The 25,191-nt window shown below is 70.0% G+C and carries 21 protein-coding genes; 7 read left to right on the top strand and 14 right to left on the bottom strand.

Translation table 11 applies throughout. The annotated features are described in order from the left end of the window. The first annotated feature begins 30 nt into the window (after positions 1–30). The 3 genes from ACFQSB_RS26705 to ACFQSB_RS26695 are packed head-to-tail and all read left to right on the top strand — an operon-like array spanning position 31 to position 3,627. Positions 31–1,086, top strand: coding sequence for an ABC transporter permease (locus tag ACFQSB_RS26705; protein WP_380829686.1), 1,056 nt, complete (start codon positions 31–33; stop codon positions 1,084–1,086). Continuing rightward, the gene (locus ACFQSB_RS26700; protein WP_354849937.1) at positions 1,083–1,988 is read left to right on the top strand and encodes a carbohydrate ABC transporter permease; all 906 of its coding nucleotides are present in this window, start codon (positions 1,083–1,085) and stop codon (positions 1,986–1,988) included. The genes ACFQSB_RS26705 and ACFQSB_RS26700 overlap by 4 nt, the downstream gene beginning before the upstream one ends. A gap of 10 nt (positions 1,989–1,998) precedes the next feature. Then, positions 1,999–3,627 carry an alkaline phosphatase family protein gene (locus ACFQSB_RS26695; protein ID WP_380829685.1) on the top strand — a complete coding sequence of 543 codons (1,629 nt, stop codon included), beginning with the start codon at positions 1,999–2,001 and terminating at the stop codon, positions 3,625–3,627. Positions 3,628–3,678: 51 nt separating this feature from the next. Here ACFQSB_RS26695 and ACFQSB_RS26690 read toward each other — a convergent pair whose 3' ends face one another. Then, a complete protein-coding gene (locus ACFQSB_RS26690; RefSeq protein ID WP_354849931.1) occupies positions 3,679–3,927 on the bottom strand; it encodes a hypothetical protein in 249 nt (82 codons plus the stop codon). A 301-nt stretch (positions 3,928–4,228) separates the two neighbouring features. Here ACFQSB_RS26690 and ACFQSB_RS26685 point away from each other — a divergent pair, with 301 nt between their 5' ends. Beyond that, positions 4,229–6,289 (top strand): serine/threonine protein kinase, encoded by a 2,061-nt coding sequence (locus ACFQSB_RS26685; protein ID WP_380829684.1) that lies wholly within the window; start codon positions 4,229–4,231, stop codon positions 6,287–6,289. A 5-nt stretch (positions 6,290–6,294) separates the two neighbouring features. Next, positions 6,295–8,355 carry a protein kinase domain-containing protein gene (locus ACFQSB_RS26680; RefSeq protein WP_380829683.1) on the top strand — a complete coding sequence of 687 codons (2,061 nt, stop codon included), beginning with the start codon at positions 6,295–6,297 and terminating at the stop codon, positions 8,353–8,355. 100 nt (positions 8,356–8,455) lie between these two features. Here ACFQSB_RS26680 and ACFQSB_RS26675 read toward each other — a convergent pair whose 3' ends face one another. Beyond that, complete coding sequence (locus ACFQSB_RS26675) at positions 8,456–8,656, bottom strand: DUF397 domain-containing protein (protein ID WP_380829682.1); 201 nt, start codon at positions 8,654–8,656, stop codon at positions 8,456–8,458. Next, a complete protein-coding gene (locus tag ACFQSB_RS26670) occupies positions 8,647–9,477 on the bottom strand; it encodes a helix-turn-helix domain-containing protein (protein WP_380829681.1) in 831 nt (276 codons plus the stop codon). Before ACFQSB_RS26670 ends, ACFQSB_RS26675 begins: the two co-directional genes overlap by 10 nt. A 345-nt stretch (positions 9,478–9,822) precedes the next feature. Here ACFQSB_RS26670 and ACFQSB_RS26665 point away from each other — a divergent pair, with 345 nt between their 5' ends. Both ACFQSB_RS26665 and ACFQSB_RS26660 read left to right on the top strand, forming a co-directional pair. Then, positions 9,823–10,125, top strand: a complete 303-nt coding sequence (locus ACFQSB_RS26665; protein ID WP_380829680.1) for a type II toxin-antitoxin system VapB family antitoxin — start codon at positions 9,823–9,825, stop codon at positions 10,123–10,125. Beyond that, positions 10,070–10,492 carry a PIN domain nuclease gene (locus ACFQSB_RS26660; RefSeq protein WP_380829679.1) on the top strand — a complete coding sequence of 141 codons (423 nt, stop codon included), beginning with the start codon at positions 10,070–10,072 and terminating at the stop codon, positions 10,490–10,492. Before ACFQSB_RS26665 ends, ACFQSB_RS26660 begins: the two co-directional genes overlap by 56 nt. Positions 10,493–10,509: 17 nt before the next feature. Here the strand turns inward: ACFQSB_RS26660 and ACFQSB_RS26655 are convergent, their stop codons facing one another. From ACFQSB_RS26655 to ACFQSB_RS26605, 11 genes are all read right to left on the bottom strand, one after another. Next, the gene (locus tag ACFQSB_RS26655) at positions 10,510–12,081 is read right to left on the bottom strand and encodes a SpoIIE family protein phosphatase (protein WP_380829678.1); all 1,572 of its coding nucleotides are present in this window, start codon (positions 12,079–12,081) and stop codon (positions 10,510–10,512) included. After that, on the bottom strand, positions 12,078–13,745 hold the full coding sequence (locus ACFQSB_RS26650; RefSeq protein WP_380829677.1) for an ATP-binding response regulator: 1,668 nt from the start codon (positions 13,743–13,745) through the stop codon (positions 12,078–12,080). Before ACFQSB_RS26650 ends, ACFQSB_RS26655 begins: the two co-directional genes overlap by 4 nt. After that, positions 13,742–14,737, bottom strand: a complete 996-nt coding sequence (locus ACFQSB_RS26645; protein WP_380829703.1) for an ATP-binding protein — start codon at positions 14,735–14,737, stop codon at positions 13,742–13,744. The genes ACFQSB_RS26650 and ACFQSB_RS26645 overlap by 4 nt, the downstream gene beginning before the upstream one ends. Then, positions 14,734–15,135 carry an anti-sigma regulatory factor gene (locus tag ACFQSB_RS26640; protein WP_380829676.1) on the bottom strand — a complete coding sequence of 134 codons (402 nt, stop codon included), beginning with the start codon at positions 15,133–15,135 and terminating at the stop codon, positions 14,734–14,736. The genes ACFQSB_RS26645 and ACFQSB_RS26640 overlap by 4 nt, the downstream gene beginning before the upstream one ends. After that, positions 15,132–15,497 (bottom strand): STAS domain-containing protein, encoded by a 366-nt coding sequence (locus ACFQSB_RS26635; protein WP_380829674.1) that lies wholly within the window; start codon positions 15,495–15,497, stop codon positions 15,132–15,134. The genes ACFQSB_RS26640 and ACFQSB_RS26635 overlap by 4 nt, the downstream gene beginning before the upstream one ends. Beyond that, positions 15,497–16,333: an STAS domain-containing protein gene (locus ACFQSB_RS26630; protein ID WP_380829673.1), complete on the bottom strand. Its 837-nt coding sequence runs from the start codon at positions 16,331–16,333 to the stop codon at positions 15,497–15,499. The genes ACFQSB_RS26635 and ACFQSB_RS26630 overlap by 1 nt, the downstream gene beginning before the upstream one ends. A 241-nt stretch (positions 16,334–16,574) precedes the next feature. Further along, positions 16,575–19,535, bottom strand: a complete 2,961-nt coding sequence (locus ACFQSB_RS26625; protein WP_380829672.1) for a glycoside hydrolase family 3 C-terminal domain-containing protein — start codon at positions 19,533–19,535, stop codon at positions 16,575–16,577. A 51-nt stretch (positions 19,536–19,586) separates the two neighbouring features. Further along, complete coding sequence (locus tag ACFQSB_RS26620; RefSeq protein WP_380829671.1) at positions 19,587–20,477, bottom strand: carbohydrate ABC transporter permease; 891 nt, start codon at positions 20,475–20,477, stop codon at positions 19,587–19,589. Then, the gene (locus ACFQSB_RS26615) at positions 20,474–21,415 is read right to left on the bottom strand and encodes a carbohydrate ABC transporter permease (protein WP_380829669.1); all 942 of its coding nucleotides are present in this window, start codon (positions 21,413–21,415) and stop codon (positions 20,474–20,476) included. Before ACFQSB_RS26615 ends, ACFQSB_RS26620 begins: the two co-directional genes overlap by 4 nt. A gap of 115 nt (positions 21,416–21,530) precedes the next feature. Next, positions 21,531–22,850 carry an ABC transporter substrate-binding protein gene (locus tag ACFQSB_RS26610; protein ID WP_380829668.1) on the bottom strand — a complete coding sequence of 440 codons (1,320 nt, stop codon included), beginning with the start codon at positions 22,848–22,850 and terminating at the stop codon, positions 21,531–21,533. An 18-nt stretch (positions 22,851–22,868) separates the two neighbouring features. After that, the gene (locus ACFQSB_RS26605) at positions 22,869–25,154 is read right to left on the bottom strand and encodes a TIM-barrel domain-containing protein (protein ID WP_380829667.1); all 2,286 of its coding nucleotides are present in this window, start codon (positions 25,152–25,154) and stop codon (positions 22,869–22,871) included. Between the last annotated feature and the right edge of the window lie 37 nt (positions 25,155–25,191).

Raw genomic sequence — 25,191 nt, 5'->3', positions numbered from 1 at the left:
GCCCCGGCCGGGCGGGCGAAGGCGGCCGGAGTGCTGAGAAAGGCCACGGAGACCGGCCCGGCGGGTGACCTGACCTCACCCGCCGGAACCGGCACCACTAACAATGTCCGCAACACCGCCTCCAAAGCAAGCCGGAACGGCAGGAAACCGGGCGGCGGCGGCGCCGATCCCGCCCGCAGGCCGTTGCCGAGCCGCCTCCGGCGGGACTGGCCGCTGCTGCTGATGACGTTCCCGGCGGCCGGACTGCTGCTGGTCTTCCACTACGTGCCGCTGCTCGGCAACGTCATCGCCTTCCAGGACTACTCGCCCTACGTCGGCTTCAAGGACAGCCCGTTCGTCGGGTTCAGCAACTTCCAGTGGCTGCTGGCCGACCAGAGCTTCTGGGACGCGACGCTGAACACGCTGAGCATCACCGCGTTCCAGCTCGTCTTCTACTTCCCCGTGCCCATCGCGCTGGCCATCCTGCTCGACAGCGTCGTGCGGCCCCGCCTGCGGTTGCTCATCCAGGGCATCGTCTACATGCCGCACTTCTTCTCCTGGGTGCTGGTCGTGACGCTGTTCCAGCAGATGTTCGGCGGGGCCGGGCTGATCTCGCAGATCTTGCGCGACCACGGGCACAAGGGCGTCGAGCTGATGACCAACCCCGACACCTTCCTGCTGCTGGTCACCGCGGAGACCGTCTGGAAGGACGCGGGATGGGGAACGATCATCTTCCTGGCCGCGCTCGCCGCCATCGACCAGAACCTGTACGAGGCGGCGGCGGTGGACGGCGCGAGCCGCTGGAAGCGGATGTGGCACATCACGCTGCCCGGCCTGCGCCCGGTGATCATCCTGCTGCTGATCCTGCGCCTCGGCGAGGCGCTCAACGTGGGGTTCGAGCAGTTCTTCCTCCAGCGTGACGCGGTCGGCAGGGAGGCGGCCGAGGTCTTGGACACCTTCGTGTACTGGCGCACGCTGACCACCGGCGAGTGGAGCTACGGAGCGGCGGCGGGCCTGGTCAAGGGCCTGGTCGGGCTGCTGCTCATCCTGGTGGCCAACAAGGTGGCCCACCGATTCGGCGAGCAGGGGATCTACAAACGATCATGACGACCACGACTTCGCGCCCGGCCTGGGACGAGGCGCCGCGCCTCGCCGGACGGCTGGCCAAGAACCTGACGCTCACGCTGATCGCGGCCTGCGTCGTCTTCCCGGTCTACATGGTGGTGCTCACCAGCCTGTCCACCCAGGAGACCGTCACCCGGGCCGGCGGGCTGGTGTGGGTGCCCGGCGAGCTGTCGTTCGCCGCCTACGGCGAGCTGTTCTCCGGCGGAGTGGTCACCCGCGCCGTCGTGGTCAGCCTGGCCGTCACCGCCGTCGGCACGGCGATCAGCCTGTCGGTGACCGTGCTGGCGGCCTACGGGCTGTCGCGGCCCGGCTCGCTGTTCCACCGCCCGCTGCTGTTCATGATCCTGCTGACGTTCCTGTTCGGACCGGGGATGATCCCGAACTATCTGCTGGTCAGTTCGCTCGGGCTGATCGACAGCTACTGGTCGCTGATCCTGCCCGGGGCCGTGAGCGCGTTCAACCTGGTCGTGATGCGCGCGTTCTTCATGAACATCCCCGGCGAGATGACCGACAGCGCGCGCGTGGACGGCGCCGGCGAGTTCCGCATCCTGTGGCGCATCGTGCTGCCGGTCTCCAAGGGCGTCATCGCGGTCATCGGCCTGTTCTACGCGGTCGGCTACTGGAACTCCTTCTTCAACGCCGTGCTGTACCTCAACGACGCGAGCAAGTGGCCGCTGCAGGTCGTCCTGCGGCAGTACGTCCTGCAGGGGCAGTCGCTGATCGTCGGCCAGACCAGCGACACCATCGCCGGCCATCCCCTGCCGCCGAGCCTGGCCATCCAGATGTCGATCGTCACGGTCGCGCTGATCCCCGTGCTGTTCGTCTACCCGTTCGTGCAACGCCATTTCACAAAGGGAGTCATCATCGGCGCGGTCAAGGGGTGATGATGTGCGGATGCGAGCGAGAAGAAGACCTCTGACGGCCGTCGCCGCCTGCGGGTTGCTGGGCGCCCTGTCGCTGCCGGCCTGCGCGGCCGTGGCCGACGGCGGCCACGGCCGCCCGGAGCCGCACGTGATCGGCGGTTACCGCCACCTGGTCGTCATCTACGAGGAGAACCACAGCTTCGACAACCTGTACGGCGACTGGGGCACGGTCGGCGGGCAGCGCGTGGACGGCCTCGGCCGGGACGCCGTCCGGGTCAGGCAGGTCGCCCAGGACGGCACTCCCTACCGCTGCCTGGCCCAGAACGACGTCAACCTCGCCACCCCTCCACTGGCGGACACCTGCCAGGACGCCGCGCACGGCGTGGCGGCCAGCCACTTCGCCAACCGGCCGTTCACCATCGACGACTACATCGGGCCCGAGGACAGGACCTGTCCGGCGCCGGGCGTGTCGGCTCCCAACGGCGTGCCGGAGGACGCCGACGGCGCCGAGCCCGGAGGCTGCACGCGCGACCTGGTGCACCGCTTCTACCAGGAGCAGTACCAGATCGACCACGGCCGGCAGGACCGCTACGTGACCGGCAGCGACGCCATCGGCCTCACCATGGGCGTCTACGACACCCGTGAGCTGCCCATCTGGAAGTACCTCCACTCGGCCGGCGCGCCCAAGTACGTGATCGCCGACCGCTTCTTCCAGGGCGCCTTCGGCGGCTCGTTCCTCAACCACCAGTGGCTGATCGCCGGCCGCGCGCCCGTCGACACCAGCGCGGGCCCGGGCGGGCCGAACGAGGGGCTGCACTCGGTGCTCGACGCCGCGGGGTTCCCCAACGCCGGCTACCCGCTGTACAAGCCGGCGACGGCGGTCAAGGACGCCCAGCTCACACAGGCGTGCGGGCCCACGGCCAACCCGGCGTTCGCCTGCGGCGACTACGCGGTCAACACCATCCAGCCGGCGAGCGCGCCGCACGGCGGCGGGGCGCGGCTTCCGCTCATCGACGACGCCGAGTACCCCAACATCGGCGACCGGCTCAGCGGCAAGGGCGTCAGCTGGGCCTGGTACTCCGGCGGCTGGGACGACGCGGAGGCCGGGCACCCGGGCCCGCTGTTCCAGTACCACCACCAGCCGTTCAACTACTTCGCGGCGTACGCGCCCGGGCAGCCCGGCCGCGCGCACCTGAAGGACGAGACGGCGTTCGTCGAGGCGGCCGAGGAGGGGACGCTCCCGGCGGTCAGCTTCGTCAAGCCCTACGGCGCCGAGAACGAGCACCCGGGCTACGCCAGCGAGCCGAACGGCAGCGACCACCTGGTGGACCTGCTCAAGACCGTCCAGAGCGGGCCACAGGCCAAGGACACCCTGGTGGTCGTCACCTACGACGAGTTCGGCGGCCAGTGGGACCACGTCGCGCCGCCCGGCAGGGACGGCCGCACCCGCGGCGCATCCGACCGGTTCGGGCCCGGCACCCGCATCCCCGCGCTGATCGTCGGCGGGTCGCTGCGGCACTCGGGCGTGGACCACACGGTCTACGACACCACTTCCATCATCGCCACGATCGAGCGAGGGCTGAGGCTGGCCCCGGTCGGCGTCCGTGACACCAAGGTCAACGACCTGACGGGCGCCCTGCGGGCCGCCGGCTCGCTGTGACCTCGGCGCCGGCCCTCTGGTGACACAGGGGGCCGGGCCACGGGCCGGTGGTCAGCGGGAGACGGCCCCAACGTGGTCGACCAGCTCGGAGATGCCCTTCTCGCGGGCGCAGTGGGCGCAGCAGTACCAGTGGCCGCTGGCCTCGACACCGTGGCCGATGATGCGGCACCCGCAGTGCTCGCACACGGGCGCCATGCCCTGGATGGCGCACTCGAAGCAGTCATAGGTGTGCACGCCGCCCTTGGCATGCACTTCGAAGCTCATCTCATAATCATTACCGCATACTTCGCATCTAGCCATGATCTTCCTTTCGAGTCGACTTTATCCCGAAGTACCCAGAAAGAACGCCCAACCCGCTAAGCCGGTCGATTCCGTACACACCTTTGATGCACTCCGGAAAGCCGGGCACCGGCCCGGACGGCGTGCCACATCGGGCCTCGCCGCCCGCCCGCTCCCCGTCGCCGCCAGGCGCTCCCGCAGGGCACCCAGGCGTGAGAGTCTGGTCAAAGTCCGGCAAAAGTGATGAGCACTCCCCCACCATCGCTTTTCATCCGCATAATTGACGATCTACCGATGGACTTTCCCTAAGGAGAATCCCGACATGCCGGAGGCTTCGCCCCTCCTCACGGATGATCCACCCGATTTAGGCGGCTACCAGGTCCTCGGCCGGCTCGGCGAGGGGAGCAAGAGCACGGTCTACCTGGCGAAGGGGCCGGATGACGAGCACGTCGCGCTCAAGCTGCTGCACGCCGGCCTGACCGGCGCCGACCGGTTCCTCGCGAAGGTCGAGGAACTGCGGCAGGTGTCGGCCTTCTGCACGGCCCAGGTCATCGAGACCGGGCTGGCGGGCGAGCGGCCGTACGTGGTCAGCGAGTACATCGACGGGCCCACCCTCAGGCGGGCCGTCGAGCAGGACGGCCCGCTGCGCGGCCCGGCGCTGCACCGGCTGGCCATCGGCACCATGACCGCGCTCGTCGCCATCCACCAGGCCGGCATCGCCCATCGCGAGTTCGACCCCAGCAGCGTCCTACTCGGCCCGGACGGCCCCCGGGTGATCGACTTCGGCATCGCCGAGGCCCTGGACGCCGGGGTCTCCAGCACGACGCGCTCGGTCGGCAGCCCGGCCTACCTCACTCCCGAACAACTGGAGGGCTCGGCCGTCGGCGCCGCGTCCGACATGTTCGCCTGGGCCGCGACCATGCTCTTCGCCGCCTCCGGGCGCGACCCGTTCGACGCCGGCAGCATGTCCGCCACGATCAACAAGGTCCTGCGGGACGAGCCCGACCTGAGCGTCCTGGACGGCGACCTGCTCAGCCTGGTGGGCCAGTGCCTGTCCAAGGATCCCGTCCGCCGCCCCACCTCCGGCGAGGCCCTCCTCCGCCTGGTCGGCCACTCGCAGATCCTCGCCACGGCCGAATCGATCGCCGCGGCGCCCGGCGCGTCCTCCCCGCACGCGGCGGACGCGACGCCGCCGTGGCCCCCGGGCGACCTGCGTTCGGCGCCGCCCCCCGACCCGGCGTCCCGCGTGACGCTCCCTCCCCCAGGAAGGGGCGCTCGCCGGCGCCGCGCCCTGCTGCTCGCCGCGGGCGCCGTCGCCATCGCCCTCGTCTCGGGCGGCGCGGTCTACGCGCTGGTTCCGCGCACGACCGTCACCGCCGTCGCGCGCGCCACCCCGACGCCCGTGCCGGCGCCGTCCGCCTCGGTCATCCAGGCCTCGCCCAGCCCGCCGGCCCCGCCGACCAAGGACGTGACCCTCCCCGACACCAAGATCGAGCTGCACGAGAACCCGGCGGACCCACTCCAGGTCAACGCCTACCTTCTCCAGAACATCGACGACAAAGTGCTGAGGAGCTACGCCCGCGACGCCGGCACCGACACCTTCCGCAAGATCGCCGAGAACGGCGAGTTCGGCGATCCGACCATCTCGCCGGACGGCGCCTGGGTCGCGATCAACCCGATGCTGAAGTTCGCGGCCGGGAACTACGACAACGTCGTCTTCCTCAACCGCAGGACCGGCGAGAGATTCGTCGTCGACACCCTCAAGCAGCCGCTGCGCGGGCTGGCCGGCGTGTGGAGCAGGGACGGCAAGCGCTACCTGCTCACCTTCTACCACTTCACCGACAAGAAGGAGCAGCAGTACCCCGGTGGCTTCGTCGTGGTGGACGTCACCACCCGCAAGGCCACCGTCGTGATGACCGACGACCAGCGGGACGGGTTCGGCAACTTCGACTGGAGCCCGGACGGCGCGTACGTCGTCGGCGGCTACGAGACCAAGGGCAAGCCGAGGTTCGGACTGCGCTTCCGCGACCTGAACGGCGACGTCGTGCGCACCCTGCCGTGGGTGAGCCAGATCCCCGGGGCGGGACTCTTCTCCCCCTCCGGCGCCTCCTTCTACAGCTACTGCCCGGAGTCGGAGTCGACGAAGGACACCAGCATCTGCGTGTGGAACCTCGCCTCCGGCAACCGCACGGCCACCATCCCGGCCTGGACCGAGATGTCCATCCAGGGCTGGTGGGACGAGCACCACCTGGTCCTGTACGACCAGCGCAAGGCCGACAGGAAGCTCGTCGTCATCGACTTCCACGGCAAGACCACCCGCACACTGGCCGAGATCCCGAAGAAGGACGCCAAGGCGGTTCAGCTCCGCCTCGGCCGGAAGTAGCGGGCATGAGCTCCACGGTCCCCCTGCGCCCCGGCGATCCGGTCCGCGTCGGCGACTACGAGGTCACCGGCCGCATCGGTGAGGGCGGCCAGGGCTCGGTGTTCCTCGCCAGGACCCCCGCCGGCGAGTCCGTGGCGATCAAGGTGCTGCGGCCCGGCCCGGCGGGGCAGGACACCGTAGGGCCGGGTTCACCGGACCGGTTCCTGCGCGAGACCGAGATCCTGCGCCGGGTGGCCCCGTTCTGCACGGCCCAGGTCGTGGAGAGCGGCACCGCCGACGGCCGCCCGTACATCGTCAGCGAGTACATCGAGGGCCCCACCCTCCAGCAGGTCGTCGACGCCGAGGGCCCGCTGCGCACCACCCGCCTTCACCGGCTGGCCGTCGGCACCCTCACCGCGCTGTCCGCGATCCACCGGGCCGGGGTGGTGCACCGCGACTTCAAGCCGAGCAACGTGCTGCTGGGCCGCGACGGTCCGCGGGTGATCGACTTCGGCATCGCCCGCGTGCTGGACACCTCGGCGACCGGCTCCGGCGCGATCGGCACGCCGCCGTACATGGCCCCCGAGCAACTGGAGGGCGGGCTCGTCGAGCCGCCCGCCGACCTGTTCGCGTGGGGATCGACGATGGTCTTCGCGGCCACCGGGCGTCCGCCGTTCGGGATGGACTCGCTGCCGGCGGTCGTGAACCGCATCCTGCACCGCGAACCCGACCTCGGCGACCTCCAGGGCGACCTGGGCGACCTGATCGCCGACTGCCTGTCCAAGGACCCGGCGCGCCGCCCGGCCGCCCGCGACGCCCTGCTGCGCCTGCTCGGCGCCCAGGAACGGCCCGCCGGGACCGACCTGCTCTCCGCCGGCTCCGCCGTCGCCGCCGGCGCGACGCCGCCCCCGTCCCCTCCCGGCGAGACCTCCGCCCCATCCCCTCCCGTCGAGACGCCGGCCCCGGCCTCTCCCGGCGAGATCGTCACCGTGCCGGGCGCGGCCTCCGCCGGGCGCCCGGGGGTCGTGCGGCTCGCGGCGGGCGCGGTGGCGCTGGCGCTGCTGTCGGGGGGCGTCGTGTACCTGCTCGGCCGGACCGGCGACGCGGAGGGAGGCGGCCCGGCGAGCCCGTCCGCCGGCTCGGTCAAGGCCGTCGCGGAGGTCACCGCCGCACCGGGCCCGGCAACCTCGACCACGCGGCTGCCCGGTCTGAAGACCACGCTGCACGAGAACCCCGCCGACCCGGTCCGGATGTCCTCCTTCATGTACATCGGGGGTCAGTCGACGCAGAGCTACGAGCGTGACCCCGTCTCGGGCCGCTTCACGGCCACCGGCCCCCTGCTCGAACCCGCGATGTCGCCCGACGGCAGGTGGACGGCCATGCTGCCCTGGCTGAAGGACCAGACACCCCAGCCGTACGACTTCGTCCGGCTGGTGGAGCGGGCGAGCGGGCGGGAGTTCGTCGTCCGGCTGACCGACAAGCGGCTGCAGAACTACAACCCTCAGTGGTCCTCCGACAGCCGCAGGCTGCTGCTGACCACCTACGACAATTCGTCCGGGGTCAGGAAGCCGGTCGGGTTCGCCGTCGTGGACGTCGCCACGACCGCGGTGACACCGGCCACTCTCGACGCGGAGGGCGCGGACGGGGCGCCGGTCATGTGGGCCCCGGGCGAGAGGACCGTCGCACTGCGCTACGGGCGGGGCCCGAGCGCCGGCCTGCGCTTCTACGACCTGCGCGGCAGAACCGTTCGCACCATCCCGGACGTGGGCGAGGCCTACGCCACCGAGAACGCCATCTCCCCCGCCGGCAAGTCGTTCGTCACCACCTGCCCCGACGTCTACGGCAGCATGTGCGTCTGGGACACCGCGACGGGCCGCCGCCGCTCCTCGTTCTCCGTGGGGAAGTCGTTCCTCACCATCGGGTGGTTCAACGACGCCTACGTGATGTACCAGGACACCTCGAAGAACCCCCAGCAGATCATCGTCGCCGACCTGAAGGGCAGGACCGCCCGCGTGCTCGCCGACATCCCGGCCTCCGAGGACAACGGCAAACCCGGCACCTCCGTCCACCGCTTCACCAGACGCTAGCCGGACGGGCACCACACCGGGGCGTGCGCCGGATCCCGGCATCTCACCACTCAGGAGCCCCCGAGCAGACGCGCCGGGGGCTCGGTCACTTCATGTGTCGTCAGACAGCGAACCGGCCCGCCTTGACGCCTTGGAGAAACGCCGCCCACCCGTCGTCCGCACACACGACAACAGGCCCGCGCACGTTTTTGGAGTCGCGCACGAGAACCGCCCCGGCGACATTGGTCGCCACCTCGACGCACTCGCCGCCGTCCCCACCCGACCAGCTCGACTTACGCCAGCGCGCACCGCTCAGGTCCATTTCTCCGTCACCGCTTCCTTGATGATCTTGCAGGACAGGTGTTGCGGGTAGGCGTCCGCCCGGACGGCGTCATAGCGGTCGATGATTTCGGTGATGGTGTCTCTGTCGGTTATCGTCCGCCCTCGCGGTTGGGACTCCACTCGAACCGTATACGCGTTACCGCGCATTTCGGCAATGGCGTACGCGCCGATCAGGCCCGACAGGGCCTCCGCGCCGTAGGGGACGATCTGAATGGTCACCTTGGGCCTGGTCGCCATCTCCAGCAGGTGTTCGAGCTGTTCACGCATCACCTCGGCGCCGCCGACGGGCCTATGCAGAACGCCCTCGTCGATCAGGCACATGACGGTCGGCGGATCGGTCCGGGAGAAGATCGACCTTCTCTGCATGCGCCCGGCGAACCGCTCCTCCATCTGCTCACAGGTCAGGCCGGGCTCCCGCTCGAAGATGCGGCGGGCGAACGCCTCGGTCTGCAGCATGCCCGGGATGAGAAGCGGGGCCCAGAAGCGGAGTGCGGTGGCCCTCTGCTCCTCTATCGCCCAGTCGCGGAAGTGGGCGGGGACGGGAGGCGGGGGCGGCCAGACCTCCAGGTAGAGGCGGCCCAGATCACCCTCCAGCCCGAAGACCTGGTCGCACAGCCCGGCGAAGTGCTCCGAGGGCCGGAACTTGCACGTTTCGACCATGGCGACGGCGCTGGTGGAGAAGCCGATGCGCCGTGCCAGCTGCTTCTGGGTGAGCCGCGCCGCCAGCCGGTGGCGGCGCAGCTCGTAGGCGAACCGCGCCCGAGGCGACTCCTCGGGATCGATGTCGATCATCTTGGTCATGAGGTCCCCTCGCGACACCTGGCCAGACCTGACTCACCGACCTCAGAGCGACTCTGAAGCCGTTGCGTAGTCGATTCGCCACCAAGAGTAAAGGCAGCGCTCCAAGCCTGGGGCGGGAAAGAGCGACTCCGTGGACGCATACGGAAAGTCACCGATATCGCGATGCGTCATCCCACCGACGACAACCGCCCACGACCGACGATCCACAAGCCACGGGAAAGGGCAACGGACATCCGCTCTCAGCATTACCATCCGTTGACATGACGATGACTACGTTAGGTGAACGACAGAGCACGGTGCGCTCGAGTACACTCCTGACAGAGCGTGGCGGACCGGAGGTGGGCTATGTCCGAGATAACGGTCGACGTGGACGATCAGGTCTTGACGGCAGCGGCACAAGCCCTGCGGACGTCCACCGAGAAGGACACAGTCAACGCCGCACTGCGCGCAGCGGTCGAACACGGCGGCATCTCTCACTCCGCCCCTCCCACTGCCGACGCCGACGAAGCCTTCGATCACGCCTGGAACAGGCTGGCGGAGATCGCGGAGTCCGGCGTATGGGACTGGATGTCCGACAAGAGAGCGTATCGCGGTGGCTACCCACTACCTGATCGACTCGAGCGCCCTCTGGCGGATGATGCGCAATGAGGCCGTCCGCGACCAGTGGCATGAAGAGACCAAGGCGAGATTGATCAGCCTCTGCCCTCTCGTCGAGATCGAGATGTTCTTCGGCGTGCGATGCCCACGCGAGCGTCGCGAATGGCGCGACCTGTTCCATGCGATGTTCGGATGGGTCTTCATACCGGACCGCGTATACGAGCGCGCCATCCAGACGCAGGAACTCATGATCGAACTGGGCCAGCATCGGTGTGCCAGCCCTGTTGATCTGCTGGTGGCGGCGACCGGGGAGCTCAATGGTCTGACCATCCTGCACTACGACCGTGACTACGAGACCATCGCCAAGGTCACCGGACAACCAGTGGAATGGCTGGCCCCTCCTGGATCCTTGAACTGACCTTGGGAGCGGCGGGGTCAGGGGTTGCGGCGGACCGCTACCAGGGCTACGTCGTCGGTGCGGGGGCCGAATCTGCGGGTGAGGCGGTCGCAGAAGTCGTTGAGGTCGTCGCCGATCGTCTCGGAGATGCCCCTGACGATCTCCAGGCCGTCGTCGAGCAGCATGGTGCGTTCCTCGACGAGCCCGTCGGTGAACAGCACGATGCTGTGCCCGGGGGCCAGGTGCAGCTTGTCGACGCGGTAGACCTCGTCGGTCACCCCGAGCAGGAGGTTGCCGAACCCGTGGTACTGGGCGGCCTCGCCGACCAGGAGCGGCGGAATGTGCCCGGCGTTGGCCAGTTCGACCTCGCCGGTGGCGGGGTCGATGATCAACATGCAGACGGTGGCCGTCATGCCGGGGTGGTAGCGGCGCAGGACCTTGTTGAGCAGAGCCATGATCTCGCTCAGGTCCTCCGTGCCGATGATCGAGGCGTGCAGCGCGTACCGGAGCTGGGCCATCACCGTCGCCGCGTACAGGGAGTGGCCGACCACGTCGCCGATCGCGACCAGCAGCCGCGCCCCCAGCGGCAGGATCTCGTAGAAGTCGCCGCCGACCTGGACGTTCTCGGCGGCCGGTTCGTAGCGGACGGCGAAGGCGATGCCCGGGACCTCGGGAAGGCGGGACGGCAGCAGGCTGCGTTGCAGGGTGAGCGCGATGGTGTGCTCTTCGGTGTAGACGCGCAGGGCGTCGACGGCCAGGGCCAGGGCCTGCCCGAGCTGCTGGAGCAGGTTGACCTCGTCGGGATCGAGGGGCGAGTGGGTGCGGGTGCCCAGATAGACCGACGGCCGGCCCTTCTTGCTGCGGCACAGCACGCCGGACGCCGGGGCGGCCGGGTCGGCGCCGGGCATGCCCGGCGGCCAGTCGCCGGGGTCCAGGACCACGGCCCGGACGCCCGCCTGGTCGTCCGGTGCTATGCGCTCGAATCTCTCGAGCATGTCCGGGGAGCCGTCGTTGGCCACCGCCGTGCCCCCCGCCCGGCCGTCGTACCAGCGCACTCTGCCGTCCGGCGGGAGGGCCAGCACCTCCGTGTGGCGTCTGAGCATCTCGCCGGCGCCCACGACGGCCACCTGCAGCAGGTGGTCGAAGGTCTCGGCCTCGTTGATCTTCCGGGTCACCTCGGCGAGGAGCGCCAGGCGGGCGGCCATCTGCTCGGCCCGCTGCCGCGCCCGCGAGTAGCGCAGCGTCGCCTCGACCGTGGCCGTGAACTCCTGGGGCTCGACCGGTTCCGACAGGTAGACGTCGGCGCCGCGCTCCAGTCCCTCGGTGCGGTCGGCCGGCGTCACGGCCTTGCCCGATATCTGGATGACCGGGATGGAGGCGGTGGCCGGGTCGGCCTTGATCCGCTCGCAGACCTCGAAGCCGTCGATGTCGGGCAGCCGCACGTCCAGCACGACGAGCTCGGGCCGCAGTTCGGCGACCTTCTCCAAAGCCTCCTGCCCGCCCGCCGCCTCGTGGACCCGGTGGCCGGCCCGGCGCAGCCAACTGGAGAGGATGTAGCGCTTGGTCTGGGTGTCGTCGACGACCAGCACCGTGGCGGGGGTCTCGTTCATGTTCTTCTACCCATGGCGGTGTGGATGGCGGCGAGCAGCTTGTCCCTGCGGAGTCCCTGCTTGGACAGCGCGGGGTGGGAGGCGGAGCTCTGCTGGGCGTTGTTGGTCACCGTCACGACGGGCACGTCTCGGAGCAGGTCGTCGTCGGCCATGTGCTGCAACAGGGCGGTGCCGTCCAGGCGGGGCATCAGCAGGTCGACCAGGACCACGTCGGGCGCGTTGGCCCGCATGAGCGCCAGGGCCTCGGTGCCGTCGCGGGCCTCGTCGACGTGCGCGGCGACCCCGCTCAGCAGGCGTCTGGCCAGGGCACGGAAGTCCGCGTCGTCGTCGGCGATGAGCATCCGCCCCATCTCGGGCGGCTGCATCTGGTGCGGCAGCCGCAGCACCACCGTGGTGCCCTGGCCGGGACGGCTGCTCAGCTCCAGCGTGCCGCCGAGCGCCTCCGCCACCCTGCGCGCGTAGGGCAGCCCGAGGCCGGTGCCCTTGGCGGTGACCTGGATGGGGCCGGGGACCTGGAAGAACTCCTCGAAGACCTTCTCCAGATTGTCGGCGGCGATGCCGATGCCGGTGTCGGCGACGGTGAAGACGACCTCGTTGGTCGAGGCGTCCAGGTCGGCCAGCAGTCTCACGGTGCCGCGCTCGGTGAACTTCAGCGCGTTCGACACCAGGTTGCGCAGCACCCTGCTCAGCAGCACCTCGTCGACGAGCACCTCCTGGACGGAGTCGGCCACCTCGACGTCGAGCGTCACCGCCTCGGCCTCTCCGGAGGGGCGCAGCGTCATGGCGAGCTGTTCGGCCAGGGCGATCAGGTCGATGACCGAGGGCCGGGGCTCCAGCCGGCCCGCCTCGGCCTTGGCCATGTCCAGCAGCTCGTCGACCAGGTTGAGCAGGGTTCTCGCGGAGGACTCGATGAGGCTCACCTGGTGCGGCTGTTCCCCGGTGAGCGGGTCGCCGCCGGGGCCGGCCATGAGCCGGACCAGCCCGATGATCGAGTTCAGCGGGGTGCGCAGCTCGTGGCTGACACTCGTCCAGAAGCGCTTGCTGGCTTCGCTCGACTCGCGCAGCTGGCGCGACTTGTCGTCCAGTTCCGCATACAGCGCCACCACGCCGCGGTTGGTCTCGTCCAGCTCCGCCGACAGCTGGCTGTACAGGGCCATGACCCCGTGGTTGGTCTCCTGCAGCTCCTCGTTGAGCCGCAGGACCTCCTCCAGGGTCGCGGCGAGTTCGCGGTTGTGCTCACGGAGCTCGTCCAGGACGGAGGCCGGAGCCAGATGGCCGAGCCGGGCGCGCATGTCGTCCATGCCCGCCACGCGGCCGCCCGAGGGCAGCCTTTTGATCATGCGGATCCGGCCGCCCGCGGGGTCGAGGGCGACCTCGTCGACCAGGCGCCCGGCCAGTTTGACGCCTTCGGACCTGCCGAGGTCCACACCCGAGGGGTGGTCCACGGTGATGAGCAGCTCGTGCTCGCTCACGGAGAACACGACGGAGGTGCCGGCGTGCACGCTGAACGCCTCCCGGCCCACCTCGCTCAGCGCGGTGGCCACCCTGATCTGATCCTGCCCTTTGAGCCCCACCAGCTCGGCGATCTCGCGGCCGATCCGGCGGATGGCGAACACGTCCTGGTGGTCGCCCAGGGCGATCCGGATCAGCTCCTGGTGGGTCATGTCGCGGCCTTCACCGTCACCACGCACGCGTCGTCTCTGCGGGTGCCGGCCTCGCGCAGCAGGGTCGCGCTGATGACCGATGGCGACCGGGCGAAGAGGCCCGGCATGGTCGCCGCGTTCCAGCGGCTGGTCAGCCCGTCGGAGTGCAGCACCACCGAGGCGCCGGCGGGCAGCGGGTAGACGAACTGCCGCAGCCGCCTGCTCTGGTGGCCGACGATTCCGGGCAGCGACACCATGCCCTGGCGTTCGTCGCCGTGGACGATCCAGCCGGCCACGTTGCCGAGGCCGGCGAAGGACACCTCGTCCCGGCCCACCCTGGCGACCGCGATCGCGCCGCCCCGGGTGTGGGTGAGGCCCCGGTGCACCCGTTCGAGGATCTCGGTGGGCCCGAGATCGGGCGTCTGGCGGAACACGCGCATCGCCTCGCGGGACGCCTCGGCGGCCAGGTAGCCGTGGCCGAGCCCGTCGCACAGGACCACGGTGGTCCCCGCGCCGGTCTCGACGGCGGCGTAGGAGTCGCCGCACACCGTTTCCTCGCCGATCGGCCGGGTCAGGCCGCTCGCCCGCAGCGGCGGCCCGGCCGCGCCGTCCTCCCAGAAGTGCATGGTCAGCACAGTGCCCTTGCCGGGCTGGGAGTACACGTCGTACCCCGAGGCCATGCGGGACATGGCGCCGAGCCCGATGCCGAGCGTGCCGGCCGTGGAGTGGCCGTCGCGCAGCACCCGGGCGAAGTCGCTGAAGCCGGGGCCCTTGTCGATGGCCACGAACTCGACCGCGGCGGCCGACTCGGGGTGCGCGCGGAGCAGGACGGTGCCCTCCGTCGCGTGCTTGACCAGGTTGGAGACCGCCTCGCCGACCGCGATCGCCATCTGCTCGGTGCGCACGGGGGTGAACCCGGCGGCCACGGCGAGTGTGGCGGCGGTCTTGCGCAGGGCCCCGACGACGCTGCGGTCCTCGGCCCGGGTCCAGGTGTCCCCGGGGGCGATCGTCATCTCGCCCACTTGGTCACCGTCACCACCGTGCCCACGCCGGGCGTGGAGGTGAGGTCGAACTCGTCCATCAGACGGCGTGATCCGGTGAGCCCGAGCCCCATCCCGCGGCCGGTGCTCCATCCTTCGGTGAGCGCGAGGTCGAGGTCGGGGATGCCGGGCCCCTCGTCGCCGAAGGTCAGGCGCAGGCCCTTGCGCGCGCCTTTGGTGACGACCTCGACGCGCGCCCAGCCGCCGCCGGCGTACACCAGTGCGTTGCGGGCGAGTTCGCTCGCCGCGGTCACGACCTTGGTCTGGTCGACCAGGGACAGCCCCACATCGATCGCGGTGTTCCTGACATGCTGACGCACGAGCACCACGTCGCCGTTGGCGGCGATGGGCAACTCCCGGGCTTCGGTCACCGCGCGGGATCCCAGACGTGATCCAGGAGCGCGATGCCCTTCTCCAGGTTGAGCGCCGTGCGCACCCCTCCCAGCGACAGGCCGAGCTCGACCAGCGTGATCGCCACGGCGGGGCGCATGCCCACCACGACCGTCTGCGCGTCCAGCATCCGCGCCACCCCGGCGATGGTCGCCAGCACCCGTCCGATGAAGGAGTCGACGATGTCCACGGCGGTGATGTCGATGATCACGCCGTGCGCGCCCGTGCTGACCACCATGTCGGACAGATCCTCCTGCAGGGCCAGCACGCTCTGGTCCTCCAGGTCGACCTGGATGGTGACGATGAGGACGTCGCCGAGCTTGAGGATGGGGATGCGCTCCATCAGGACCTCTCAGCCCTGACCGAGATGCGGGCCGAACGGGCCGCGGTGATCTCGACCCCGCTGCGCCTCAGCGCGTGGGCCAGAGCGTCGGCCAGCGTCGCCTTGGTGACGATGTCGCCGAACTCGACCCCGAGGGTGACGATGGTGTTGGCGATCTGCGGGCTGATGCCGGAGATGGCGCACTCGGCGCCCATCAGGCGCGCCGCGGCCACGGTCTTGAGCAGGTGCTGGGCGACCTCGGTGTCGACGGCCGGGACGCCGGTGATGTCGATCACCGCGTGCTCGGAGCCGGTGTCGACCAGCATCTGGAGCAGCTTCTCCATCACGACCTGGGTGCGCGCGGAGTCGAGCGTGCCGATCAGCGGCACCCCGACGATGCCGTCCCACAGCTTCACCACCGGGGTCGACAGCTCCAGCAGCTGCTCCGCCTGGTCACCGATGATCTTTTCCCGGGCCGCGGAGTAGGTCTCGAACGTGAACAGGCCGAGGTCGTCGATGAGCTTGGAGAACCAGATGTATCCGCGCAGCGTCTCGGCGTCGCTATCGGCCTCCACCGCCTCGTACACCGCTTCCTTGAGCCCGAAGATGGCGCGTGAGGTCTCCGAGGGGGTCAGGCCCTGCCGTGCCCGGGCGCGGGAGAACTCCGCGAGCAGGCCGCGCACGTCGCTGAAGTCCCCCTGGGGATGGGACAACGCCGTGCGCAACGCCGCGTATATCTCGCGCAGCTCGTCCGGCGAGGTCTCCGCTATCTGCCGCCAGCGCTCGAGCACCTGGGCCTCGGCGGCGCCGAGCAGGTCTTCGATGCGCTGCCGAGCCGCGATATTAGAGGTGGTCAAAAAGACTCCTAATTGTGTCGCCCCAAGGGATACTCGTCGGTCAGCCTATTGGCCGCGTCCCTCGCCACATAAGTGCGCATCCCATCGCAGGACGGCGCAAAACGAAAACAGTGGGTCATCGACTCTAACCCAGGCCCGATCGTGCTGTGACACCGGACACCGGACACCGGACACCGGACAGCGGCACGGCGCCTCGCCATGACGGGCGAGGCGCCGTGCCTTCCTGCGGATCGTGTGCGGACTACTTGGTCAGGGTGAGGTCCCTGACGCGGAGGTCGCCGGTGAAGACGAGGTAGAGGTCGTGGCGGCCGCCCGCCTTGGCGAGGGGCGTACGGGCGGTGGTGTAGGTGTACAGGCCGCCGGTGGCCGGCACCTGGAGGGTGCCGAGCGTCCTGCCGGTGGGCCCGTCGAGGCGCACCTCGATCTTCCCGGGGGCGGTGGCGGCCACGCCGGCGGTCAGGCCGGTGGCGCCGGTGCGCAGGTCGGCGTCCTTGAAGGCGATCCAGTCGCCGGTGGCCGTCCTGCCGACCGCGTCGCCCGCCGCCTTGGTCTCGTCGACCAGCTCGACGCCCGCGTAGTCGTCGAAGTCGGCGGCGCGGGTCGTCCTGAACAGGTCGCGGGGCGGGATCTTCTCCCCCGCGACGTCGAGCGTCGTGCGCTGGTGGACGGCGGAGGAGGAGCCGCCGACCATGACGTCGTGCCGGGCCTTCTCGACCGTCCACCTGCCGCGGGTGACGTCCCACAGGGCCAGGTCGGCGGCCTTGAACGACAGAGTGACGGCCTTGGTCTGCCCGGGCGCGAGGTGGACGCGCTGGAAGGCGCGCAGCTGCTTGACCGGCTGGGTCACCCGCGAGGTCGCCTGGTGGGTGTAGAGCTGCACCACCTCGTCTCCGGCCCGGCCGCCGGTGTTGGTGACCTTGACCGTCGCGGTGACCGTGCCGTCCGGCCGCGCCGTGCCGCTGTTGAGCTTCAGCCCCTGGTAGGCGAAGGTCGTGTAGCTGAGCCCGTGCCCGAAGGGGTACAGCGGGGAGCCCTTGTAGTAGAGGTAGGTGTGGCCGGTCTTGGTGATGTCGTAGTCGAGGATGCTCGGCAGGCCGGCCTCCGACTTGTACCAGGTCTGGGTGAGCCGCCCGGCGGGGTTGACGTCACCGAAGATCACATCGGCCAGCGCGTGGCCGGTCTCCGCGCCGGCGTGGGTGGTCCACAGCAGCGAGCCGACCTGGTCCTGCACCTTGGGCATGGTCGTCGGGTAGCTGTCCTCGAGGACGACGACGGTGTTGGGGTTGGCCTTGGTGACGGCCGCGATGAGGTCCTGCTGGCTGTCGCCGAGCGCCAGCCCGGTGCGGTCGTGGTTCTCCCGCCCGGCGACGAACGGGTCGCTGCCGACCACGACGACGGCGGCGTCGGCGGCCTTGGCCTGCGCGGCCGCGGTGGCGGCGCCGCTGGTGAGGACCTCCTTGGCGAAGCGGGCGGCGTCGGCCTTGGCGCCCATCTTCAGCGTGCCGTCGGCGTCGATGGTCACGTACGGATCCGCGGGCGACCACCAGCTCTCGTTGATCTCGTAGCCCACGTACTTGACGAGGTAGGCGCCGTCGGCCTGCTTCTCCAGCTTGAACTGCTGCTGGACGAACCAGCCGCCGGGGGTGTCGGAGTTGGCGAGGAAGGTGCCCCAGTTTCCGGTGAGCAGCTTGCCGTTGCCGGCGTTGCGCAGGGTGGTCACGCCGTCGGTCCAGTCGGTCAGGTCGAACTGCGAGGCGGCCGTCGGCGTCGTGTCGGACACGGTGACCGCGGCCGAGTCCCCGGTCACGGTGATGTACTTGCCGGTCTTGACGTCCTTGAGGGCGACCCGGTCCAGGGCCTCGGAGCCGGTCACGGTGGCGCCGGCGCCGAGCCGCTCCTTGATGCCGTCCAGCGGGGTGACCTGGTAGGGCATCTTGCCGCCGTACCAGTCGCTGAGCAGGGTGTCGTGCAGCGGGCCGATGACGGCGACCTTCTTGGCGCGGGCCGGGTCGAGCGGCAGGGTCCTGCGGGAGTTCTTCAGCAGCACCATGGCCTTGCCGGCGGTCTCGCGGTTGAGCCGCTGGTTGGCCGGGCTGTTGACCACCTCCTTGGTGATGGAGCCGTAGGGGCCGCCGCCGGGGTCGAACTGGCCGAGCCGGAAGCGGATGGACAGGGCGTGCCGCACGGCGCGGTCGATGTCGGACTCGGCCAGCAGGCCCTTGGCGAGGGCGTCCTTGATCAACCCGGTCATCACGGCCGGTTTGTCGTCGTCCACGGTGAAGCTGTCGATGCCCGCCTTGAGGGCGGCCGCGAACGCCTCGGTCTCGTTGTCGAAGTAGTGCTCGGGGTCGGTGAGCGCGTGCGGCGCCCAGGCGTCGCTCACGTTGTACAGGGTCTTGTCCGTCCAGCTCCGCACCAGGCCGCCGAGGTCGGGGTTGACGGTGTTGGGCCGCCCGTTGACCAGGTTGTAGGACCCCATCACGCCGGTGGCCGCGCCGGCGGAGATCGCCGGCCTGAACGCCGCCTCGTCGTACTCGTGCTTCACCCTCGGCGGGAGGTTGGAGGAGGTGAGGCTGCGCTGGTACTCGTTGTTGTTGGCCAGGTAGTGCTTCAGCACCGGGGCGGTCTTGAGGTGGAGCGGGTCGTCGCCGGACAGCCCCTTGCCGTAGGCGACCGAGATCGCGCCGGTCAGCAGCGGGTCCTCGGAGTAGCCCTCCTCGTTGCGGCCCCAGCGCGGGTCGCGCAGCAGGTTGACCACCGGCGCCCACACCTGGGTGCCCCAGGCGACCGGGTCGGCCGAGTTGTAGCCGCGCACCTCGTCGCCGACGGCCGAGCCGACCTTCTTGATCAGCTCGGGATCCCAGGTGCTGGCCAGGCCGACGGCCTGCGGGAAGACCGTGCCGCTCGCGAAGGTCTGGCTCCAGCCGTTGGCGTCGTCGTTGGACCAGGCCACGCCGTGCAGGGCCTCGGTGCCGTTCTTGTGGTACGGCACGCCGAGGCGCGGGATCGCGGCCTGCGACTGGTGCAGCAGCGAGATCTTCTCGTCCAGCGTGAGCCGGCCGAGCAGGTCGTCGACGCGCTGGTTCAGCGGCAGGGACGGGTCACGGAAGGGCGGGTCCTCGGCCGCCGCGGCGGGGGCCGCCAGCAGCGTGGTGAGCAGGCCGAGGACGGCCGCGAACAATAACGGTCGCCGGGGGGACATGGGGCGCCTCCAGGTCAGGTGGTGTGCGCGTTCGACAGGGGATTCAGCGGGTCATTTGACGGCGCCCACCGTGACGCCGCGGGTGAGCGTGCGCTGGAAGATCAGGAAGAAGGCGACGGCCGGGACGATGCCCAGCAGGGCCGAGGCGCTGCTCATGGTGGCGTCCATCATCTTCTCGCCCTGGAGCACGCCGAGCGCGACGGGCACGGTCTGGTTGTCGTTGGAGATGAGGAAGATCAGCGGAAGGAAGAACTCGTTCCAGGTCCAGATGAAGAAGAAGATCATCAGGACCGAGAGCGTGGGGCGGCTGATCGGCACGACGATGCGCCACAGGATGCGCCACCGGCTCGCGCCGTCCATGGCCGCCGCCTCGATGATCTCCTTGGGGAAGTCGCCGAGCACCGCCGACAACAGGTAGGTGCCGAAGGCGCCCTGGACGACGGTGAAGATGATGATCACCGCGAGCCGGCTGTCGTACAGGCCGGCGGCCTTGGACAGGTAGTACAGCGGATAGGCCAGGGCCTCCTGCGGAAGGGTGTTGGCCACCAGGAACAGCACGAGGATCCACAGCCGGCCCCGCACCCGGCCGATGCCCAGGGCGTAGGCGTTGAGCACCGACAGCACCACGGCGAGCACCGCGACCGACGCGCTGATCACCAGGCTGTTGAGCAGCTTGCGCCCGAAGTCGACCCGGTTCCAGAACTCGATGATGCCGTCGAGGTAGAGACCGTGCGGCAGGCTGAGCGGCCCGCCGGAGGAGTACTCGGCCGGGCTCTTGACGGCGTTCAGCGTGACGATGGCGAACGGCAGGAGCATCACCACGGCGAGCACGGCCAGCGCGGCGAGCACCGCCCACCTGCCGGGCCCGGCCCCGGGGGCCCGGCCGCGCACCTGGCCCGCCCGTCCCGCGCGCGTGGCCCGGGGTACCGGGAGCGTGGTCATGACGAGCGCTCCTGGATGCGCAGGAACAGGAAGGTGACGACCACGATGATGATCGCCAGGACGGTGGCGATGGCCGAGCCGTAGCCGACGTTCGCCTTCTCGAAGAAGTTCTGGTAGCTGAAGTACGACGGCACGATCGTCGCCTTGCCCGGGCCGCCCCGGGTGAGCACGAAGATCGGCCCGAAGACCTTGAGCGCGGCGATGGTGCAGGTCAGCAGCACCACGAAGGTCTCGGGCCTGATCTGCGGCACGGTGATGTGCCAGAACCTGCGCCACCAGGACGCGCCGTCGATCTCCGCCGCCTCGTACAGCGCGGGGTCGACGCGCTGGAGCCCGGCCATGAAGATGACGACCGGGTAGCCGAGCTGGAACCAGACCATGACGGCCATGACGGTGGCCAGGGCCACGTCGGGGTCGCCCAGCCAGTTCTCGGCCAGGGCGCCGAGCCCGACCGCCTTGAGCACCTGGTTGAGCGCGCCGTAGGACGGGTGGAGCATCCAGCCCCACACGACGCCGGCGACCGCCACCGGCAGCACCTGGGGCAGGTAGTACGCCGCCCGCAGCGCGCTCGCCGTGCGGGGTCCGAAGCGCTTGCCGATGTAGTCGAACAGCGCGGCGGCCAGGATCAGGCCGGCGAAGGTGGGCAGGACCGCCATGGCGAGGATCAGCGCGACGTTGTGCTGGAAGGAGGCCCAGAAGGTCTCGTCCCGCAGCAGCCGCCGGTAGTTGTCGAGCCCGGTCCAGGTGGGCGTGCCGACGCCGCTCCAGCGGGTGAAGCTGGTGGCGACGTTCATCAGGAACGGCACGATGATGACCGCGAGGAAGAGAACCGCGCTGGGTACCAGGTAGACCCAGTACCCGGCGCTCCCGCGCGACCGCCGGACGGGCTCGGGCGTCCGGGCCCTCGCGGGCCGGGCCGCCGGAGCTTGTACTGCCATCTATTGCTCGGCCCCGGCCCCGCCGCCTGGTGGCGGCGGGGCGTGCCGTCCCTCCCCTACGTACACGATGTTCCGGTCTTCTCCGGCTTTGTCACGACTTGTTCGGGCGTGCGGGTCAGCCGCCGATGTCGGCGAGATTGTCGTTGTAGGGCTGCGCCAGCTCGTCCAGCACCTGCGCCGGCGCCTTGCCGCCGTTGATCAGTTCCTGGACGCCGGCGACCAGGACGTCGTAGTAGCCGGGCGCCGGCCAGTCGGGGTAGAAGGCCAGCCCGTCCTGGGTGGACAGCTTGTTGAAGTTCTCGATCAGTTCCTTGTTCTTCTCATCGGTGATCGCCGAGGGGTCGGCCGCCACCGGCACGCCGCCCGCGTTGCCGAGCTTGTTCTGGATGTCCTTGTTCATGGTGATGTCGATGAAGTCGTAAGCCAGGTCCTTGTTCTTGGACTTCTCCGGCACGACCCACAGGTTGCCGCTGGAGCCGGCGCTCATCTGGTTGCCCGGCCACAGGAAGCTGCCCCACTGGAACCCCTTGGCCTCGGTGGCCACCCGGCCGTACCACCAGCTGCCCGAGATCATGATCGGGAACTTGCCGGACATGAAGGCCGTGCCCATGTCCTCGGCCTTCAGCCCCGCCGAGTCCTTGGCGATGTAGCCCTTCTTCACCCAGTCGGCGAAGGTCGTGGCCGCGTAGGTCCATTCGGGGCCGTGGAAGTCGACCTTGCCCTTGTAGAGCTGGAAGGCGTCCACCCAGGGACGCTGCGCCTTGCTCAGCGCGAGCTGGTACACGATCTGCTGGGCGGGGTACTCGGCGCCGCCGAGCGAGATGGGCGTGACGCCGGCCTTGGCGAACTTGTCCAGCGCGGCGGTGAACTCCTCGAACGTCGTGGGCACCTTCACGCCCTGCTTGTCGAAGGCGTCCTTGTTGTAATAGACCATCACGTACTCGGCGTAGTTCGGGATGCCGAACCACTTGCCCGTCCCCATGATGCCGCGGTCGTCGTAGCGCGCCGTGGTCTGCAGGCTCGGGCTGAGCAGCTTGTCCCACCCGCGCTTGGCGACCTGCTCGCTGAGGTCGGTGAGCAGCCCCTGCTTGGACAGCAGGCCCGCGGTCGCGTTGCCCTTGTTGTACTCCATGATGTCGGGCGCCTGGTCGGACCCGAGGACCATGCTCGCGGTCTTCTGGATCTGCTCGAAGCCCTTCTCCTCCACCTTCACCTTCACGTTCGGGTGGCTCGCCTCGAACCGCTTGACGGCCTCGGCCCAGGCGACGCCCATGGCGCTGGTGGCTCCCTCGTAGTGCCACAGCGTCAGGGTCTTGGCAGCGTTCGAGCCGCCCCCGCCGCTCGTGCCACTCGTGCCCGAGGAACCCGATGAGCCGCAGGCGGCGAGTGTCAGCGCCGCCGCGACCAGCGCGGCGACGATCCCTGTCTTGGACATGGTGTTTCTCCAGTTGTGCTAGCCGACGACGACCGTGGCCGGAGCGCCGGCGACGGGGGCGATCTCGACGGTGGTGATCGGCAGGGGACCGGTGACGCCGACGCGCAGCACATCGCCGTCCCGGACGGTGGTGATCGTGGTGTCGCCGTCGACGTCCCTGATGATGGTGCTGCCCCCGCCGCCGTAGGCGACGACGGCGACATCGGTGAACGGGCCGTCGCCGACCGTGTCGCGGACCTCGGTCACCGGGATGAGGGCGCCGTGCCGGACGAACAGCGGGATCTGCTCCAGGGGCTTGGTGACGGTGATGTAGCGCCCGCCTTGGTGGACCTCGTGGGTCCAGTAGTCCACCCACTCACCCTGGGGCAGATACACCTGCCGGGTGCCGTCGGCGGAGGTCATCGGGGCGACCAGCAGGTCGCGGCCGAGCAGGTACTCAAGGTCGGCCTGCCAGGCCACCGGGTCGCCGGGGTGGTCGACGCACAGCGCGCGCATCATCGGCGCGCCGGTGCGGGCCGCCTCGACCGCGGCCGAGTAGATGTAGGGCATGAGCCGGTAGCGCAGCCTGATCGCCTCGACCGCCAGGTGCTCCACCGCGGGGAACTCCCATGGCTCGCGGCTGGTGGTGCCGTGGAAGCGGACCAGCGGCGACAGCGCGCCGAACTGGGCCCACCGCACGTACAGGTCGTCGGAGGGGGTTCCGGTGAAGCCGCCGGCGTCGTGGCTCCAGAACGGGATGCCCGACAGGCCGTGCGACAGGCCGCCGCGGATGGTGCTGCCCATGGCGGGATAGGAGGTGTAGGTGTCCCCGCCCCACTGCGCCGAGTGCCGCTGGCCGCCCAGGAAGGACGAGCGCGCCCACACCATGCCGTGGCCGTTCACCTCGCGGGTGACGCCGGAGACGACGTCGTTGAACATCAGCGAGTAGACGTTGTGCAGCTCGGTGCCGCTCATGCCGTTGTGCGCCACCGCGTCGCTCGGGACGCCCTCGGCGAAGTCGGTCTTGAACAGCGCCACGCCCTGCCGCAACAGCCCGCGCAGCAGTCCGGTGAACCACTCGACGGCCTCGGGGTTGGTGAGGTCGATGATGCCGCAGGCCGGGTACGAGCCGTGCCAGGAGTCCGCGACGTAGGTCTCACCGTCCTGGTCCTTCAGGAAGTACCCCTTGGCGGCGGCGTCGGGAAAGTCCGGGCTGAGGTGGGAGACGTAGGGGTTCATCCACAGGCAGGTCTCGAAGCCCTGCTCGCGCAGCGTGGCGAGCATGCCCTCGGGGTCGGGGAAGCTCTCGGCGTCCCACCGCAGGTCCGACCAGTGGCCGAGGGTCTGCCAGTAGCAGTCCAGGTGGAGCACGTCGCAGGGGATGCCGCGCTCGCGGATCTTCCTGGCCCGCGCCAGCACCCGCTCCTGGCTGTCCTTGAAGAAGCCCGAGGAGATCCAGCTGCCGAAGGCCCACTTGGGCGGCAGGGCCGGCGCGCAGGTCAGCGTGTCGTACCGGGCCAGGACCTCCGGGATCGACGGGCCGGCGATCAGGTAGTAGTCGATCAGGTCGTCCGGGACGACGATCTCGACACAGCTGTGCGTCGCGCGGCAGAGGTCGAACTCCACCGGCATGCCGCTGTCCACCAGCAGGCCGTAGCCGCGGCTGGAGACGAAGAATGGAACGTTCTTGTAGGAACGGTCGGACTCCGCGCCGAAGGCGTCGAAATTCCACATCAGCGGGCGCTGGCCCCGCTTGTCGAGCGGGGTGAACTTCTCCCCGAATCCGCCGAAGTGCTCGTCCGGCTGGGCGACCAGGCTCTCCTGGTAGGCCACCGCCGCGCCCTCGACCAGGGACCGCCCGAACGGCAGCGTGCGCAGCCGGCCGCTGATGTCCACATGGCCGCGGTCCTGCTCGGTCAGCAGCCGCCCGTCGCCGTCGGTGAAGCGCAGGTGCCAGGGGTCCAGGGTGATCTCGGCGCGCACCGCGCCCGCGTCGACGACGACCCGGCCCTCGCCCGCCTCCACCCGCGCCCCGCCGAACCGGCCCGGGCGGACCATCTCGATCGCGCGCGCCGACCGGGTGCGCGCCGCGACGTCCTCTCCGAGCCGCACGCGGATCACACCCTCGCCGGCCACCCCGACCTGGACGACCAGCACCTCCTCGGCGGAGGTGGAGGCCTTGAAGGTCACCCCGTCGCCGCCGGAGGCCATCACCTCGGCCCGGACGAGCGCGGAGAGCCCCTGCTCCCCCTGGGCGCGTACCGGCAGCTCCGGCGGATCAGCGCTGAAGTACTCGTGCGCGACCAGGGGGGGACGGTACGGCATTGCGGCGCTCCTGGCGGTCCGGGTGAAGACGACGCGA

It is taken from the genome of Sphaerisporangium rhizosphaerae (assembly GCF_042665155.1).
GTDB classification, from domain to species: domain Bacteria; phylum Actinomycetota; class Actinomycetes; order Streptosporangiales; family Streptosporangiaceae; genus Sphaerisporangium; species Sphaerisporangium rhizosphaerae.
Note: the sequence above shows the minus strand (reverse complement) of the source record. Positions and strands in the feature narration are given on the sequence as shown.